This is a genomic window from Streptomyces aurantiaciflavus, from assembly GCF_049808595.1.
In the GTDB taxonomy this organism is placed as follows: domain Bacteria; phylum Actinomycetota; class Actinomycetes; order Streptomycetales; family Streptomycetaceae; genus Streptomyces.
In genome coordinates, this window is sequence record NZ_JBNCAQ010000030.1 from 110,231 (window position 1) to 125,535 (window position 15,305).

10 protein-coding genes and 1 pseudogene are annotated in these 15,305 nt (G+C 72.9%); 2 read left to right on the forward strand and 9 right to left on the reverse strand.

Annotation, left to right across the window (positions count from 1 at the left end; all coding sequences use genetic code 11):
- Positions 1-11: 11 nt before the first annotated feature.
- The 3 genes from ACPT94_RS30715 to ACPT94_RS30725 form a co-directional block, all read right to left on the reverse strand.
- Entirely contained in the window at positions 12-4,004 is a 3,993-nt protein-coding gene (locus tag ACPT94_RS30715; protein WP_425247328.1) for an acyltransferase domain-containing protein, read from the reverse strand.
- Complete coding sequence (locus ACPT94_RS30720) at positions 4,001-5,749, reverse strand: fatty acyl-AMP ligase (protein WP_360335791.1); 1,749 nt, start codon at positions 5,747-5,749, stop codon at positions 4,001-4,003. The genes ACPT94_RS30715 and ACPT94_RS30720 overlap by 4 nt, the downstream gene beginning before the upstream one ends.
- Positions 5,750-5,824: 75 nt before the next feature.
- Positions 5,825-7,351 (reverse strand): acyl-CoA carboxylase subunit beta, encoded by a 1,527-nt coding sequence (locus ACPT94_RS30725; protein WP_360335789.1) that lies wholly within the window; start codon positions 7,349-7,351, stop codon positions 5,825-5,827.
- Positions 7,352-7,719: 368 nt separating this feature from the next.
- On the opposite strand from ACPT94_RS30725, the gene ACPT94_RS30730 reads away from it, so the two are divergent.
- Complete coding sequence (locus tag ACPT94_RS30730) at positions 7,720-8,166, forward strand: SPW repeat protein (protein WP_360335787.1); 447 nt, start codon at positions 7,720-7,722, stop codon at positions 8,164-8,166.
- Positions 8,167-8,301: 135 nt separating this feature from the next.
- Here the strand turns inward: ACPT94_RS30730 and ACPT94_RS30735 are convergent, their stop codons facing one another.
- From ACPT94_RS30735 to ACPT94_RS30760, 6 genes and pseudogenes are all read right to left on the reverse strand, one after another.
- Complete coding sequence (locus ACPT94_RS30735; RefSeq protein WP_425247329.1) at positions 8,302-9,678, reverse strand: Tat pathway signal sequence domain protein; 1,377 nt, start codon at positions 9,676-9,678, stop codon at positions 8,302-8,304.
- Positions 9,679-9,927: 249 nt separating this feature from the next.
- A complete protein-coding gene (locus tag ACPT94_RS30740) occupies positions 9,928-10,926 on the reverse strand; it encodes a sugar phosphate isomerase/epimerase family protein (RefSeq protein ID WP_360335783.1) in 999 nt (332 codons plus the stop codon).
- 62 nt (positions 10,927-10,988) lie between these two features.
- Positions 10,989-12,185, reverse strand: coding sequence for a Gfo/Idh/MocA family protein (locus ACPT94_RS30745; RefSeq protein ID WP_360335781.1), 1,197 nt, complete (start codon positions 12,183-12,185; stop codon positions 10,989-10,991).
- Positions 12,186-12,458: 273 nt separating this feature from the next.
- Positions 12,459-13,316: a sugar phosphate isomerase/epimerase family protein gene (locus ACPT94_RS30750; RefSeq protein WP_425247330.1), complete on the reverse strand. Its 858-nt coding sequence runs from the start codon at positions 13,314-13,316 to the stop codon at positions 12,459-12,461.
- Positions 13,317-13,351: 35 nt separating this feature from the next.
- A pseudogene (locus tag ACPT94_RS30755) lies at positions 13,352-13,513 on the reverse strand (ABC transporter permease); the annotation flags it as partial.
- The gene (locus ACPT94_RS30760) at positions 13,513-14,532 is read right to left on the reverse strand and encodes a sugar ABC transporter substrate-binding protein (RefSeq protein ID WP_360335777.1); all 1,020 of its coding nucleotides are present in this window, start codon (positions 14,530-14,532) and stop codon (positions 13,513-13,515) included. The gene ACPT94_RS30760 and the pseudogene ACPT94_RS30755, both read right to left, overlap by 1 nt.
- 251 nt (positions 14,533-14,783) lie before the next feature.
- On the opposite strand from ACPT94_RS30760, the gene ACPT94_RS30765 reads away from it, so the two are divergent.
- A partial coding sequence (locus ACPT94_RS30765; protein WP_425247331.1) for a LacI family DNA-binding transcriptional regulator occupies positions 14,784-15,305 on the forward strand: 522 nt, incomplete at its 3' end.

Below are 15,305 nucleotides of genomic sequence, written 5' to 3' on the forward strand. Positions count from 1 at the left end.
TCGGGTCCGGTTCAACGGGATGGCTCGGCGAGCTCCCGCCGCAGCCGGGCGGCGAGCTCGTCGACGTACGGCGGGTCGAGGAGCGACAGATGGTGCCCCGCGACCGGTACGACCGTCAGACGCGGGCACACCTCGTCCCAGCCGAGCGCCTCGTCGTCCCGCTCGTACGCCGGGTCGCGCACGGTGTGCGGAGCGGGCTCGGTCGCCCGGAACAGGACCACCCGCCCGTCGTGGCGCCCGGGCCGGTGGGCCTCGCCGATCCTCAGGTCCAGGTAGGAGGCGCGCTGGTGCTCCAGCGCGGCGGACGGCACATCGGCGGCCTCGCGCAGGGCCCGCAGCACGGTGTCGATACGGTCGCCGTCGTCGTCCATCGCCACGAGTTCGTCGTACGGCAGCTCCAGCCGGACCCCGTAGGTGTCGGCGACATGGCGGGCGAAGCCCGAGAAGTGGGCGCGGATCCGGTCGGCCGGTGTGCGGCCGGGCCGGGGGAGGGGACGTACGGAGTCGATGAGCACCACCAGCTCCACCTCCCGTCGGGCGGCGGTGAGTTGTCGTGCCGTCTCCTGGGCGACGAAGCCGCCGAAGGACCAGCCGCCCAGCAGGCAGGGCCCCTCGGGGTGGACGGCGGCGACGGCCTCGGCGTAGCGGCGTGCCTTGTCGGTCACCGTACGGGCCTCCTCCAGCCGTTCCAGTCCGTGCACCGGGCGCTCGTCGCCGAGCCGTTCGGCGAGGGCCCGGTAGACGTCGCTGGTTCCGCCGGCGGCGTGGACGAGGAAGAGCGGGGGCCGGGAGCCGGTGGCGCGCAGGGTCCGCAACGGGGAGTTGTCCTCCCCCGGCCGTGCGGTGAGTGCCCGCTCGATGCGGGCGGCCGCCTCCTCGACGGTGGCGGCGCCGAGCAGGTCGCGCAGGGGCAGCGCGATCCGGAACTCCCGTTGCAGGGCGGTGCGGATGCGGACCGCCATCAGCGAGTCCAGGCCGAGGTCGGCCAGCGCGGTGGAGGGCGCGACGCGGGTCGGGGGATGGCCGGTGACGGCGGCGATGTGGTGGCGGAGGCGGGCGGAGACCGAGGTGTCCTCCACCGCGTCGGCCTCCCGCACGGGTGCCGTCGGCGGGGCCGCGGCGCCCGTGCGCCCGTCCGTCCACCAGTGCCGGACGTGCCGCCAGCGCGGCGCGGGCAGGTCGATGACACGGCCGGGCGGCAGGGGCAGGCGTCCGCCGGCGGCGTACAGGGCCCCCACCTGCGTGAGGAACGTGGCGGAGCCGTCGGCGTCCCGGCGCAGCGTGCCGAGGGCGAGGGCGCCCGGCACGGTGTCGGTGACGGCCCGCGTCAGGACCGGGTGGGGCGAGATCTCCACGAACGCGGTGTGACCGTCGGCCGCGGCCGACGCGACGGCCCGGTCGAGACGCACGGGCCGCCGCAGGTTCGCGGCCCAGTGGGCGGCGTCGAAGACACAGTCGCCGCGCGGGTCGTCCAGGACGGTCGAGTAGACGGGGACGCGGGGCCGCCCGCCCCTGAGATCGGCCAGCGCATCGATCAACTCCGGCAGCAGCGGCTCGACTTGGGGCGAGTGCCCGGCGCCGACGACCCGCATCGCGCGGACCGCGCGCCCCCGCCGCTCCCACCGGCGCACCAGCAGGGCCACCGCCGGCTCCTCACCGGTGACGACCTTCTGGCCGGGCGAGGAGTGGACCGCGACATGGACGCCGGGGAAGTCCCGGGCCAGCGCGTCGAGTTCGCCGTCGGCGAGATCGACGACGGCCATGGCGCCGCCGCGCAGCCCGCTGAGCAGCCGGGCCCGCACGGCGACGACCCGGGCCGCCTCCGACACGTCCAGGGCGCCCGCGCACACCGCGGCGGCCACCTCGCCCACGGAGTGGCCGATGACGGCGGCGGGTTCGGCGCCGTACGAGCGCCACAGCTCCGCGAGCGCCAACTGGAAGCCGAACAGGACGGGTTGGGCCACCTCCAGGCGGTCGAGAGCGCGCCCGGACGTCAGGTGGTCGTACAGGGACAGACCGCACTCCGGGGCCAGGTGGGCGTCGAGCTTCTCCACGGCGGCGGCGAAGGCGGGCTCCTCGGCGAGCAGACGCCGCCCCATGCCGGCCCACTGGCTGCCGTACCCGGAGAAGACCCACACCGGCCCGCGCCCGACGAGATCACGGTCGCCGGTCACGACCCGCTCGTGCGGGCGGCCCTGGGCCAACGCGTCCAGTCCGTCGGTGAGTTCCCCGTGATCCCGGGCGACGACGGCGGCGCGCACCGGCCCGCGCCCGGTGCGCCCGGCGAGCGTGCGCGCCACGTCCGCGGGGTGCGCGACGCTCCCCCCGGGCGTGCGGAGCCAGTCGGCGAGCCGGGCCGCGGTGTCGCGGACGCGTGCGGTGTCGACGTCGGAGAGCAGATGGAGACGGGCGGCCGGCCCCTCCTCCGCCGGGGGCGGCGGGAGGACGCCGGGCCGCCATTCCTCCAGTACGGCATGGGCGTTGGTGCCGCCGAAACCGAATCCCGAGACCCCGGCGGTGGCCGTACCGCCGTACCGGGGCCACGGCTCCGGCTCGGTCACCACCCGCAGCCGAACGTCGTCCAGGGCGCTGCCCCCGGAACAGTGCAGGGACGGGGGAATGAGGTCGTGGTGCAGGGCGAGCACCGTCTTCACCAGTCCGGCGATGCTCGCGGCCGACTCCAGATGGCCGAGGTTGCCCTTGACGGAGCCGAGGAGCAGGGGCTGGTCGGGGTCGCGGCCCGCACCGAGCACGGCGGCGAGCGCGCCCGCCTCGATGGGGTCGCCGAGCGGGGTGCCGGTGCCGTGCGCCTCGACGTGGTCGATGTGCGCAGGACTCAGCCCGGCCCGCGCGTAGGCCGTGGCCAACAGGGCCTGCTGAGCCGCGGGGTTGGGCGCCAGGAGGCCGTTGGAGCGGCCGTCGGAGTTGACGGCCGTGCCACGGATGACGGCGAGGACGCGGTCGCCGTCCCGCTCGGCGTCGGACAGCCGCTTCAGCACGACGGCCGCGCAGCCCTCGCCGCGTCCGATGCCGTCGGCCGCCGCCGAGAACGGCTTGCACCGCCCGTCCGGAGCGAGGGCGCCCGCCCGCCCGAACGCGACACCGACGGCGGGGGAGAGCAGCAGGTTGACCCCGGCGGCGACGGCCGTGTCGCTCTCACCGGTGCGCAGACTGACGCAGGCGTGGTGCACGGCGACCAGCGAGGAGGAACAGGCGGTGTCGACGGCCATGCTCGGCCCCCGGGTGTCCAGGACGTACGCCAGGCGTCCCGCGGTCACGCTCAACGCCCCGCCGGCCGGCGCCCACGGGTCGACGGCCGCCGGGTCGGCGCCGGTGAGCGAGCCGTACTCCGGGGCGGACACGCCGACGAAGACGCCGGTTGCGGTGCCCGCGAGGGACGCGGCCGGGACGGCGGCATGGTCCAGGGCTTCGTGGACGACCTCCAGGAGGATCCGCTGCTGCGGGTCCATCACCGCGGCCTCCCGGGGGGTGATCCGGAAGAAGTCCGCGTCGAACCCGGCGATGTCGTCGAGATAGCCCCCGTACGGGGGCGCGTCGGACGGCGGGAAGGCGGTGAAGTCCCGCCAGCGGTCCTCCGGGACCCGCCGGATCGCGTCGACGCCCTCGCACAGCAGCCGCCAGTAGTCCCCCGGCCCGTGCACACCCCCGGGCAGCCGGCAGCCGACCCCGATCACCGCGACGGGCTCACCGGGCACCGGCGCGGGAGGCGCCGCCGCTGCCGGAGCGGCCGCAGTGCCGCACAGGTGCGCCACCAGGGCGTCCCCGGTGGACGCCTCCCACAGCAGCGTCGCCGGCAGATCACGACCCGTCGCCCGGGACAGCTCCCCGGCCAGGACGACCGCGTCCCGCGAGGACATGCCGAGGTCCGCCAGCGGCCGGTCCATGGGGACGTCCTCGGCAGCCGTCCCGCTCCAGGCAGCCACCCGTTCGGCGATCAGGCGGCGCAGCGCGAGCCGCCGGCCCCTCTCCTCGACGGCGCTCACTCCGCGGACTCCGACGCGTACGCACCCGCCAGATAGCGCTCGCGGGTCAGTGCCCGCGACACCTTGCCGCTGGACGTACGGGGCACGGTGCCCGGAGGGACGACGACGACATCGGCGAGCCGCAGCCCGTGCCGGGCGGAGACGGCCGCGCGCACGGAACGCAGCAGGTCCGGCAGACCGATCTCGGCGAGCGTCGTGGTCCGCGCGTGCTCCGCCACCACGACCACCCGCTCACCCGAGCCGCCCGGTACCGCGAAGGCCGCGAGCCGGTCGCGCCGCACCGCCGGATGCGCGTCCTGGGCCGTCGCCTCCACGTCCTGCGGATAGTGGTTGCGGCCGTCGACGACGATGAGGTCCTTCAGCCGGCCGGTGACGAGCAGCTGCCCGTCCAGGACCGTCCCCAGATCACCGGTGCGCAGCCAGCCGCCCGGACCGGCCACGGCGTCGGCGAAGGCGGCGCCGAAGACGCGCCGGGTCGCCCCGTCCTGGTTCCAGTAGCCGCGCCCCACATTGGGCCCCTGCACCCAGATCTCGCCCACCTCCCCCTCGGACAGGGCGGCACGGGAGACGGGATCGGCGATCCGGACCCGCTGGCCCGCCGGGGTACCGCAGCCGGCCAGCAGCACGGCCCGGGGATCGTCGGGCCGCGCGGGCAGGGCCTTCCCGGTGGCGAGGGCGTCACGGTCGAGCGCGAACCGGCGCAGCGGCTGCTGCGGCCGGGCGGCGCTGACGAAGACGGTGGCCTCGGCGAGCCCGTACGACGGACAGTGCGTGTCCGGCGCGAGCCCCTGCGCGGCGAAGGCGGCGTGGAAGCGGTCCGCGGTGCCGGGGCGGACCGGCTCGCTGCCGTTGATCAGCGCGGCGACGCCGTCCAGCCGCAGGTCCGCCTTCTGCGCGTCGGTGACGGCCGAGGCGCAGTAGTCGTAGGCGAAGTTGGGTGCGGCGCTCACCGCGCGCGGATGGGCGGCGAGCAGCCGCAGCCAGCGCACGGGCTCCTGCAGGAACGCGACCGGGTCCATGAGCACCGACTGCAGTCCCCGCACGACCGGGGCGGCGACACTCAGCACGAGTCCCATGTCGTGGTACAGCGGCAGCCAGCCGACGCAGGTCACCGGGTGCTCGTCGGCACCGTAGGCGGTCAGTGCCTGACGGGCGTTGGCGACGACGTTGGCATGGGTGATCTCCACGCCGGCCGGGGTGCGGGTCGAACCGGAGGTGTACTGCAGGTAGGCGACCGCCCTGTCGTCCGGCGTGACCGGCTGCCACTCCCCGGCGACGGCGTCGGGCACCTGGTCCGTCGCGACGACCGCCACCGACGCCCCGGCGCAGAAGTCCCGCACCTCGTCGAGAGCCCGGCTCGTCGTCACGACGGCCGCCGGACGCGCGTCGCCCAGGACGGCCGAGAGCCGGTCGGCGTGCCCCGGCAGACCGGGCGGGTACAGCGGTACGGCGACCAGCCCGGCGGCCAGCGCGGCGAGGAACGCGGTGACGTACTCCGTGCCCTGCGGGCACAGCAGCGCGACCCGGGCCCCGGGCTCCGCCTCCTCGGCGAGCCGGGCGGCCAGCGCCCGCACGCGCAGGTCCAGCCGGCGCCAGGTCAGGGTGCGGTGGACGCCACGCGAGTGCGGGGACGGGTGGTCGACGAAGGTGAACGCCCGGCGGTCCGGGGTGGTTGCGGCCCAGTGCCGCACGTACTCCGGCAGACTCCGGAACGCGGGCGCGAGCGGGGGGCGGCGGGTGTCCATCGGGGATGGCTCCTCACATCGCGGGATCGACTGGCGGGGGCGGATCGGTCGGGCCGGTCAGAGCGGTCGGAGCGGTCAGAGGGGGATGTTGCCGTGCCGGCGCTCCGGCATCGGGGCGCGCTTGCCGCGCAGCGCGCGCAACGCACGGCAGACCTGGACGCGGGTGTCGCGCGGGGCGATCACGGCGTCGACGTATCCCCGCTCGGCGGCGAGGTAGGGGGTCCCGTGCGTGCTCTCGTACGCGGCGACGAGACGGGCGCGCAGCGCCTCGGGGTCGTCGGCGGCGGCCAGCTCGCGCCGGTGCAGGACGCCCACGGCGCCCTCGGCGCCCATGACGGCGATGCGCGCGGTGGGCCAGGCGAGGTTGATGTCGGCGCCCAGGTGCTTGGAGCCCATCACCGCGTAGCCGCCGCCGTACGCCTTGCGCACCACCACGGTGACCTTGGGGACGGTCGCCTCGGCGTAGGCGTACAGCAGCTTGGCGCCGCGGCGGATGATCCCCGCCTGCTCCTGGCGGACGCCGGAGAGGTAGCCCGGGACGTCGGCGAAGGTCAGCAGCGGGATGCCGAACGCGTCGCAGAACCGCACGAAGCGCGCGGCCTTCTCGGAGGCGTCGATGTCGAGGACCCCGGCCGCGTGCGACGGCTGGTTGGCGACGACACCGACGGGATGGCCCTCGACGAGGGCGAACGCGCAGATGATGTTCGGCGCGAACAGCTCCTGCACCTCCAGCAGCTCGCCGTTGTCGACGACCGCGTGCAGGATGTCCCGCATGTCGTAGGCCTGCCCCAGCCGGTCCGGCACGATCTCGTCCAGCCGCGGGCCGGCGGGCGCGGACGCCGGCGCGTACTGCGGGGGCCGCTCCAGGTTGTTGGCCGGCAGATACGACAGCAGGTCGCGTACGGTGTCGAGGGCGTCCACCTCGTCGGTGGCGAGGAAATGGGCGTTGCCGTTGACGGTGTTGCTGGTGCGGGCGCCGCCCAGGTCCTCGGCGCTGGTGCGCTCACCGGTGACCGCCTCGATGACGTCGGGTCCGGTGACGAACATGTGCGAGGCGCCGTCCACCATCACGGTGAAGTCGGTGATGGCCGGCGAGTAGGCGGCCCCGCCGGCGCACGGCCCGAGGACGACCGAGATCTGCGGGATCACACCGGAGGCCCGCACGTTGCGGCGCACCAGCTCGGCGTAGAGGGCGAGCGAGGCGACCCCCTCCTGGATGCGGGCGCCGCCGCCGTCGTTGAGCCCGATGACCGGGCAGCCGGTCTTCAGGGCGAGGTCCATGAGGGCGACGGTCTTCTCGCCGAAGGCCTCGCCCATGCTGCCGCCGAACACCGTGGAGTCCTGGGCGAACACACACACCGGACGTCCGTCGATCGTGCCGTGCCCGGTGACCACGCCGTCGCCGTAGGGCCCCGGGGTGCCGTCCCGTGCGGTGCGGCCCCGGACGAACAGGCCGGTCTCGGTGAAGGAGCCCGCGTCCAGCAGCAGGTCGATGCGCTCCCGGGCGCCGAACTCGCCGCGTCGCCTCGGCCCGCCCGGAGCCACGGCCTGCGCCCAACGGCTTTCGAGACCGGCGAGGCGTTCGGCGGTGCCGTCGGGCACACGCGTCGCCGTCTCCCTCGGCCGGGATGTTGTCGCCTCTCGCGTCACAGCCACCTCCGAAAGTGGCTTCGAATATGGCAGCGACGCGGCCGCGGTCCGGGCGGATCGCCGTTCTGTTTGGGCGAGGTGAGTCCCGTGGGAACCCGGTTCGTCCCTGGGTGACAAGAGGCCGCCGACACCGGGGGCCGGCACCGCACGATCACCGTCCGACACGATCGCCGACCGTGCGCGCTCGGCCACCGTCACGTCCGTCACGGAGTGAGCCGCGCCGTGGTTCGGCCGTGGGGCGACAGGGGTACCCGTGGTGTCGACATACCGACCGGAGATTCCCGGAGGTGAGGGGAGTGACAACCTCTTCCAGGTCGTCCATGGAAACCCATCCGGACATCATCGAGATGCGCGACCGCCTGGAGTCGGCGGAGCGCGCCACCAGTACGCCACGGGCCCAGGCCGTCGAGGCCCTGGCCCTGCTCTCGGGCGTGTACCTGGCGGCTTCCCCGTGGATCGCGGGTTTCAACAACCTGTCCACGCTGGCGATCAACAACCTGATCGTCGGCATCGCCTACGCGCTGCTGATGAGCGGCGGTTTCGGCCGCGCCTACGAGCGCACCCACAGCATGGCCTGGGCCGCCTGCGCGCTGGGCGCGTGGACCATCATTTCGCCCTGGGTCGTCGCAGGTGACGTCAGCACCACCAGGACCGTGGTCAACAACGTCATCGTCGGAGTCATCTGCCTCCTGCTGGGGCTGGCCGCCAGCGCCGCCGCCCCGGCGAAGCGGCCGTCACGGGGCGGGCGCGGCATGACGACCCCCTAGGGGTGGCAGGTCGGGGCCGACCCGTGACATCTGCGCCCGGCGACACCGTGCGCAAGGCCCTGCGACCGACTGACCCGCACATACGGCCACCGGCGACCGTCCATCGGTCACCGGTGGCCGTATGGCGAGGTGGGGTCAGGCCGCCAGAGGATTGGTCCGGGTCGCCGCCAGCAGATACCAGGCGGTGGCCCCGGTGTGCCGGTACGGGTAGTAGCCGAAGCCGAAACCTGTGTCGAGCGGGCTGCTCGCCGAGACGACTCCGCAGTGCGCCGGGAGCGCCCCGCCGCCGATGGTCTGGTCGGCGCCGAGGAGGTCCTGGGCCCGTTCGACGGAGGCGATCAGCCGTCGGGCGCGGGCCTCGTCCCCCGGGGCGTGCCGGTGGCGCAGGGCGAGCGCGAGGTGGGCCGTCCCTTCGAACCACACGCCGTTGCGGTCGGGCTTGGGCTGGCCCGCGGCGATCGGGGCGTCCTCGTTCGCCAGCAGACCGGCGGAGCTGAAGGTGACCCCCTCGTACGACTGGCCCGCGGGCACCGTGCTGTTGCGCCGGTCGGCCGTGTCCAGGACGGCCAGCTCGGTCGTGGCCCAGTCCAGGGACCGGGCGTGGGCGGGGGAGGAGAGGGCGAGGTGGGTCCAGGTCTGGGTGTCCTCGGGAATCGGGGACCGGTTGATGGTCACCCCGTCGTTGGTGCCGGTGTAGAAGAACCCCCCGGACGGCTCCCACATCTTCCTGACGAAGGCCGCGGCTCGCGCGCGCCGTTCCCGCCACACCTTGTCCCCGGTGAGCCGGGCGAGCTGTCCGAAGAGGCCGATCAGGTCGGTGTTGTGCTCGGTCGAGGTGAAGGGCAGTCTCTCGTCGGCGCCGTCGACGCCGAACTTGTAGCCACCGAGCGGTTCGTCGGTGCGCCCGACGCGCTCGATCCACTCACCGATGCGTACGGCCCCGGTGAGGAAGCGGCGCTCGCCGGTCCGGCGGGCGAGGGCGCTCAGCGCGATACCGGCCCAGGCCATGTCGCCGACGGCCGTGCCGGTGAAGCCGAACTGGGTCCCGACGTTGGCCGTGCCGTCCGCGCGGACGAAGCCGTCCGGCTGCGGGGAGCCGTCGTAGAACGTGTACGGGCCGACGTTGTAGGCCTGGCGCAGCCTGCCGTCGTCGTGGACGGGGTCGTGGGCCTGGGCGTACAGCAGCGCGTCGCCGAGAGCGACGGCTCGGGACCGGCCGTCCACGGTGCGGGACGCGAGCTGCGCCAGGATCGTGAGGGCGTTGTCGTAGACGAACGCGGTGCTGAACAGCCCGGCCTGGTCGGTATAGCTCTGGGCGAGGCGGACCGCGCCGTGACCTGGGTAGGCGTCCATGGCGGCGGCGAGGAAGGCGTACGCCTGGCGCTGGGCAGGCGCTCGGGTCGCCGCCCAGGCCGTGCCGGAGCCGGCCGTGGTGACGGCCGCGGCGCCGACGGCGAGGCCGGTCCCGATCAGAGCACGGCGGCTGAGGACCGGGCGTTGACTGCCGGACATGGGGCTCCTAGGAGGTGGGCGCGGTGCGGGGCGCGACGGCAGGGGCGGCTTTGAGAGCGCTCTCAAACGTGCGCGCTCATTGTGCTGTCGCGTCGGGATCTGGTCAACGCCTGTGACACGAAGGGGCGTTGAGGAGGAGTCGAGGAGGATTCGAGCAGGAAGCGAACGGGCCCCGTTCCCGCTGGTGCGGCGGGGACGGGGCCGTGTGGAGAGAAGGACGGGGGATGGGGGTGGGAGATGGGGGACGGGTCAGAGCGCGGCCGCGGCGTTGTGGAGGTTCTTGGCGGCCAGGGCGAGGCCTTCGGTCTGGGAGTAGGCGGCGTCCTCGTGTTCGATGTTGACGGCCATGTGGGGGTCGATGTCGGCGAGGGCGCGCAGGAACTCGGTCCAGAAGGGGACGTCGTTGCCGAGGCCGACGGCGACGAACTTCCAGGCCGGGTCGTCGGGCCAGGCGTTGCACCAGAAGCCGTAGCCGGTGGGGACCTTGCCGGGGGAGTCGGCGGGGACGCGGGTGAAGGAGGTGTCCAGGACGCCGCGGATGTCGGCGCCGGGGCAGAGGGCGGCGTCCTTGGCGGCGGCGTGGAAGACCAGCGGGCCGAGCCACTTGATGGAGGCGATGACGTCCATGCCCTGCCACATCAGGTGGGAGGGGTCCATCTCGGCGCCGACGTGGGTGGCGCCGGTCTCGTCGACGAGGCGCTTGAGGGTGACTGGGGAGAAGACGACGTTGTGGGGGTGCATTTCTATGGCGACCTTGACGTCGTGGGCCCGGGCGAGGGCGTCGATCTCCTTCCAGAACTCGACGGCCACACCCCACTGGTAGTCCAGGACGTCCATGTAGACGCCGTCCCACGGATTGACGACCCAGGAGGGATACCTGGCGTCGGGGTCGGAGCCCGGCGTACCGGACATGGTCACGACACGCTTGACGCCCAGCAGGCCCGCCAGGCGGATCGTGCGGCGCAGGTCGTCGGCGTGCTTGGGGCCGACGCCCGGGAGGGGGTTGAGGGGGTTGCCGTTGCAGTTCAGGCCGGTCAGTTCCATACCGCGTTCGGCGAAGCCGGCCAGGTACTCCTCGCGGGCGGTGGCGGAGGACAGGAGGAGGTCGACGGGGCAGTGGGGGGAGGGGATGAAGCCACCGGTGTTGACCTCCACGGAGGTCAGACCGTTCTCCTTGAGGATGTCGAGGGCTTCGGCCAGGGGCCGGTCGTGCAGACAGGCGGTGTAGGCACCGAGCTTGAGGGCCATGTGTCCTTTTTCCTTCTCTACGGGCTCTACGGGCTGAAGGGCCCTGCGGGCTCTGCGGGTGGTCAGGCGACGGGCGGGACCATGACGGCGGCGCCCCCGGCCTGGGAGGACTCGACGACGGCCCGGATGATCTCCATGGTCCGCAGCGCGTCGGCGAACGTGGCGCAGGCCGGCAGCGGCTCGGCGACGCCTGCGACCTGGTCGAGGAAGGCACGGGCCTGGTAGGTGAAGTTGTCGCCGTTGCTGGCGCCCACCCCTGGTGCCTCCATGGGGACGCCGCCGGCGAAGTAGGGCAGGTTGGGGCCGGCGATGATCTGGCGGGCACCGCGGGTGCGCGCATCGGGCTGGGCGTCGTCGAAGAGGTACTCGGCGGGCCGGTGCTGGTCGAACGCGGCACGGCCGCCGAGGCCCAGGACGTCGAAGGCGAGCCCGTTGGGCAGGCCGAAGCCGGTGCGGGTCACCGAGAAGGTGCCCACGAGCCCCGACTCGAAGCGGGCCGTGAAAGAGGCCGTGTCCTCGTTCTCCACCTCGCCGAACTCGTCCGAGACGGGAGCGGCGTTGTGCCCGACGACCGCGCCCAGCGGCAACGGACGCTTCGGGATCTGCGTCGACAGCGAGGCGCCGGAGACAGAGACGATCGGCCCGGCGACGTACTCGGCGACGTCGATGACGTGCGAACCGATGTCCCCGAGCGCACCGGAACCGGCACCGCCCTTGAACCGCCAGCTCAGCGGCCCCTTCGGGTCGGTCGCGTAGTCGCACCAGTACCGCCCGCTGAACAGGGTGAGGCCGCCCAGCTCGCCCCGCTGGACGTGCGCACGGATCGCGGCGATACCGGGCGAACGACGGAAGGTGTACCCGACGGCTGTCACGACCTCGGCGGAACGCTCCGCCTCGGCCATCGCACGGGCGTCGTCGAGCGACCCGGCGAGCGGCTTCTCGCACAGCACGTGCTTGCCGGCGGCGACCAGCGCCTCGGCGATGGGGCGGTGCAGGTCGTTGCCCACGACGATGCTGACCGCGTCGATCGTCGGGTCCTCGACGACGGCCTCCCAGGACGGGAGCGCCTTCTCGAACCCGTAGCGGCGGGCGGCGTCCTCGCCGAGCGCCACGTTGGCGTCCGCGATCGCGGCCAGCCGGACCGGCGGCAGACCGGCGCCGAAGACCGTGTTGACGTTGCGGTAACCGGCGGCGTGGCTGCGGCCGGCCATGCCGGCGCCGATCACCGCGACGGAGATGGGCTTGGCGGACGTGGTCATGGCGTGTCCTTGGAGGAGAAGGGGTGATGTCGAAGGTCGGTTGGAGGTGGGGAAGTCGAAGCCGGCGGTGTGCTGGTGGGTGGGTTGGGGCCAGCGGGTGGTGACGACCTTGGGGCGGGTGTGGAAGCGAATGTCTTCGGGGCCGTGGATGGGGGAGTCGCCGATGAGGGAGTCCTTCCAGCCGCCGAAGGAGGCCGGATTCCCTTCTGGATTAGAGCGCTTTAAAAAACGCCCACAGTGAACCCTGCCCCGCGATCGACGACCCCGGGTCGGTCAGGACCAGGCGGCCAGATACTCGGCGATCTTCTCCCGCATGAACACCGACGACTCCTTGGCCCGTTCCTCCCAGGCGAAGACGCAGGCGGTCAGCGTGCCGTCGAAGCCGTTCGCGCGCAGTTCGCGGAAGAGCTCGTCGAAGTCGACCTCGCCCTCGCCCATGTCGAGGTGCTGGTGGATGCGGGCCGTGGTGCCGGGCGGGTTGAGGATGTAGCGGTTGCCGGAGGACGCCGTGTGGTCGAAGGCGTCGGCCAGGTGGACGTGGGTCAGCAGGTCGCCGGCGTACTTGATGATGCCGGGGGCGTCGTTGCCGATGTGGAAGGTGTGCGGGGCGCAGTAGAGGAAACTGACGTCGGGGTGGTTGACGCCCCGGATGAGGTTGACCGCGTCGTAGCCCTTCTCGATGAAGTCGTCCGGGTGTGGCTCCAGCGCGAGCTTGATGCCCTCGCGCTCGAACAGCGGCAGCAGTTCGTCCAGCGACTTCCAGAACTGCGCCTCGCTGCGGTCGGGTTCCTCCGGGCGGCCGTTGAACTCCGAGATCATGCTGTCCACGCCGAGGTCGGCGGCGATCTGGATCGAGCGCTTCCAGTACCGTACGGCGGCCTGCCTGGCGTCCTCGTCCGGGCCGGACCAGCGGAACAGGGGCAGCAGCGAGGAGATGCCGACTCCCGCCGTGTGCAGGGCCTTGCGGAACTTGCGGACCGTGCCGTCGTCCACGCGCGGGTGGCGGAAGAAGGGGATGAAGTCCTCCCGCGGGGACAGCTCGATCCACTCGTAGCCCAACTCGGCCACTACACCGGGGAGTTCGAGCAGGGGGACGTCGCGGATCATGTACGGGTCGAGGGCGATCTTCATGAAGGTGCCTTCACTGGGAGACGGTGGACGCGGTGGAAGAAGACCGTCATGGCGAGGGCGCCGAGGAAGACACCCACCTCCGGGCGCGCCAACAGACGGATGACGAGGCGGAGTTCGGCGGTGCGGCCGTCGGTTTCCCCGGGGCCGGGGGTCGGCGGTGTGGTCATCGCCGGCTCGGCGTGCTGGGTCATGCTCATCACCGGGTGCCCTTCGCGGCGAACTCGGCGATCGTGTCGATGTTCGACTTGTCGACGAAGGCCGGGCCGGTCAGTACGGGTGCCTCACCGCCGCCGCTGTAGTTGCCGTTGGTCCTGTAGAGCCAGAGGGAGTCGACGGCGAGGTATCCCTGCAGGTAGGGCTGCTGGTCGACCGCGAACTGGATGTCGCCCTTCTCGATGCCCGAGACGAGATCCTTGTTGAGGTCGAAGGTGGCGACCTTGGCCTTGCTGCCCGCCTCGGACACCGCCTGCACCGCGGTGAGCGCGATGGGCGCGCCGAGCGTGACCACCTCGTCGATGGAGGAGTCCTGCCTGAGCTTGGCGGTGATCGTCGACTTCACCGACGGCATGTCGGTGCCGTTGACGTAGAGGATCTGCGTCTTGCCGCCGAAGGTCTTCTTCACGCCCGCGCAGCGCTCTTCGAGGTTGACGTCTCCCTGGGCCTGGATCACGCAGAGGGCGTGCTTGGCGCCGGTGCCGTTGAGCTTGTCCCCGAGTGCCTGGCCGGAGACGGACTCGTCCTGGCCGAAGAACGACAGCAGGCCCTGCTGCTTCCAGACGCTCAGGCCCGCGTTGAGGCCGACGACCGGGATGCCGGCCTTCTCCGCCTTGGCGACCACGGCCTTGAGGGCGTCGGGCTTGGCCAGCGTGACGGCGATGCCGTCGACCTTCTGGTCGATGGCGTTCTGCACGAGGTTGGCCTGGTCGCCGGCGTTCTCGTCGTTGGAGTAGATCAGCTTGACGTTGTCCTTGGCGGCGGCGGCCTCGGCGCCCTTGCGGATGGTGTCCCAGAACGTGTCGCCGGAGGGCGCGTGGGTGACCATCGCGATCGTCATACGGGGGGTGTCGGCCTTGCCTGCGGAGACGTTGCCCGCCTCCTCCTCGGCCTTCTTGCCGCCGGAGCTGCTGGAACAGCTCGCGAGGGCCAGAGCGGTCGCGGCGGCCACGGCCACGGCGGGGACGATTCTGCGGGAAGGGAGCAGGGGTGTGCGGTTCATGTTGCGTGCACCTCACTGTGCGACGGGGGAGGGGAACGGGCCGGCGGCTGTGGGGTGGGGTCGCGGGCGCGGCTCAAAGGCGCGAGGCGTCAGGCGCGAGGCGTGAGTGTGCCGCACTCCCGAGCCGGTCCGGGGACTGACTTTGTCGGTACAACAGGATCTTTTAAAGCGCTTTAAGTGCTGGTACTATCAGTCCGGTTTCACGGGTGTGTCAAGGGCGTGGCGCGAAGAGATTCGCCGGGGAGGTCGCAGTGGGCGATGTCGATTCCGGTCCTCAGCCGAACGGCGCGGGCAGACGCCCCCGGCTGGAGGACGTGGCCGCGCGGGTCGGTCTGTCCACCGCGTCGGTGTCCCTGGTGCTGCGCGGAGTCCCCGGCCCCAGCGAACGCACCCGGCAGCGTGTGCTGAAGGCGGCCGCCGAACTCGGCTACCAGCCCGACCGCACCGCCAGCCTGCTGGCCAGCCGGCGCACCCGGCTGCTCGGCGTCATGGTCGACATCCACAGCCCGTTCCACGCCGAGCTCGTCGAACATCTGCACACGGCCGCCGAGGAGGTCGGCTACGACCTCGTCCTCAGCACCCAGACCCGCACCCGTGACGAGCACACCGCCGTCGAGACGCTGCTGGCCTTCCGCAGTGAGGCCCTGATCCTGCTCGGTCCCACCGCCCCCGCGGACACCCTCGCCGCCCTCGACCGCAAGTCCCCGGTGATCGCCGTCGGCCGGCGGATAGCCGAGGCCGCCCTGGACGTGGGGCGCCCCCCCGCCCCCCCC

What these genes read in the sequence shown, in the direction of transcription:
- ACPT94_RS30730 (WP_360335787.1), top strand. Translation starts at nt 7,720, where the DNA reads ATGGAAACCCATCCGGACATCATCGAGATGCGCGACCGCCTGGAGTCG.
- ACPT94_RS30745 (WP_360335781.1), bottom strand. Translation starts at nt 12,185, where the DNA reads ATGACCACGTCCGCCAAGCCCATCTCCGTCGCGGTGATCGGCGCCGGC.
- ACPT94_RS30720 (WP_360335791.1), bottom strand. Translation starts at nt 5,749, where the DNA reads ATGGACACCCGCCGCCCCCCGCTCGCGCCCGCGTTCCGGAGTCTGCCG.
- ACPT94_RS30740 (WP_360335783.1), bottom strand. Translation starts at nt 10,926, where the DNA reads ATGGCCCTCAAGCTCGGTGCCTACACCGCCTGTCTGCACGACCGGCCC.
- ACPT94_RS30735 (WP_425247329.1), bottom strand. Translation starts at nt 9,678, where the DNA reads ATGTCCGGCAGTCAACGCCCGGTCCTCAGCCGCCGTGCTCTGATCGGG.
- ACPT94_RS30750 (WP_425247330.1), bottom strand. Translation starts at nt 13,316, where the DNA reads ATGAAGATCGCCCTCGACCCGTACATGATCCGCGACGTCCCCCTGCTC.
- ACPT94_RS30760 (WP_360335777.1), bottom strand. Translation starts at nt 14,532, where the DNA reads ATGAACCGCACACCCCTGCTCCCTTCCCGCAGAATCGTCCCCGCCGTG.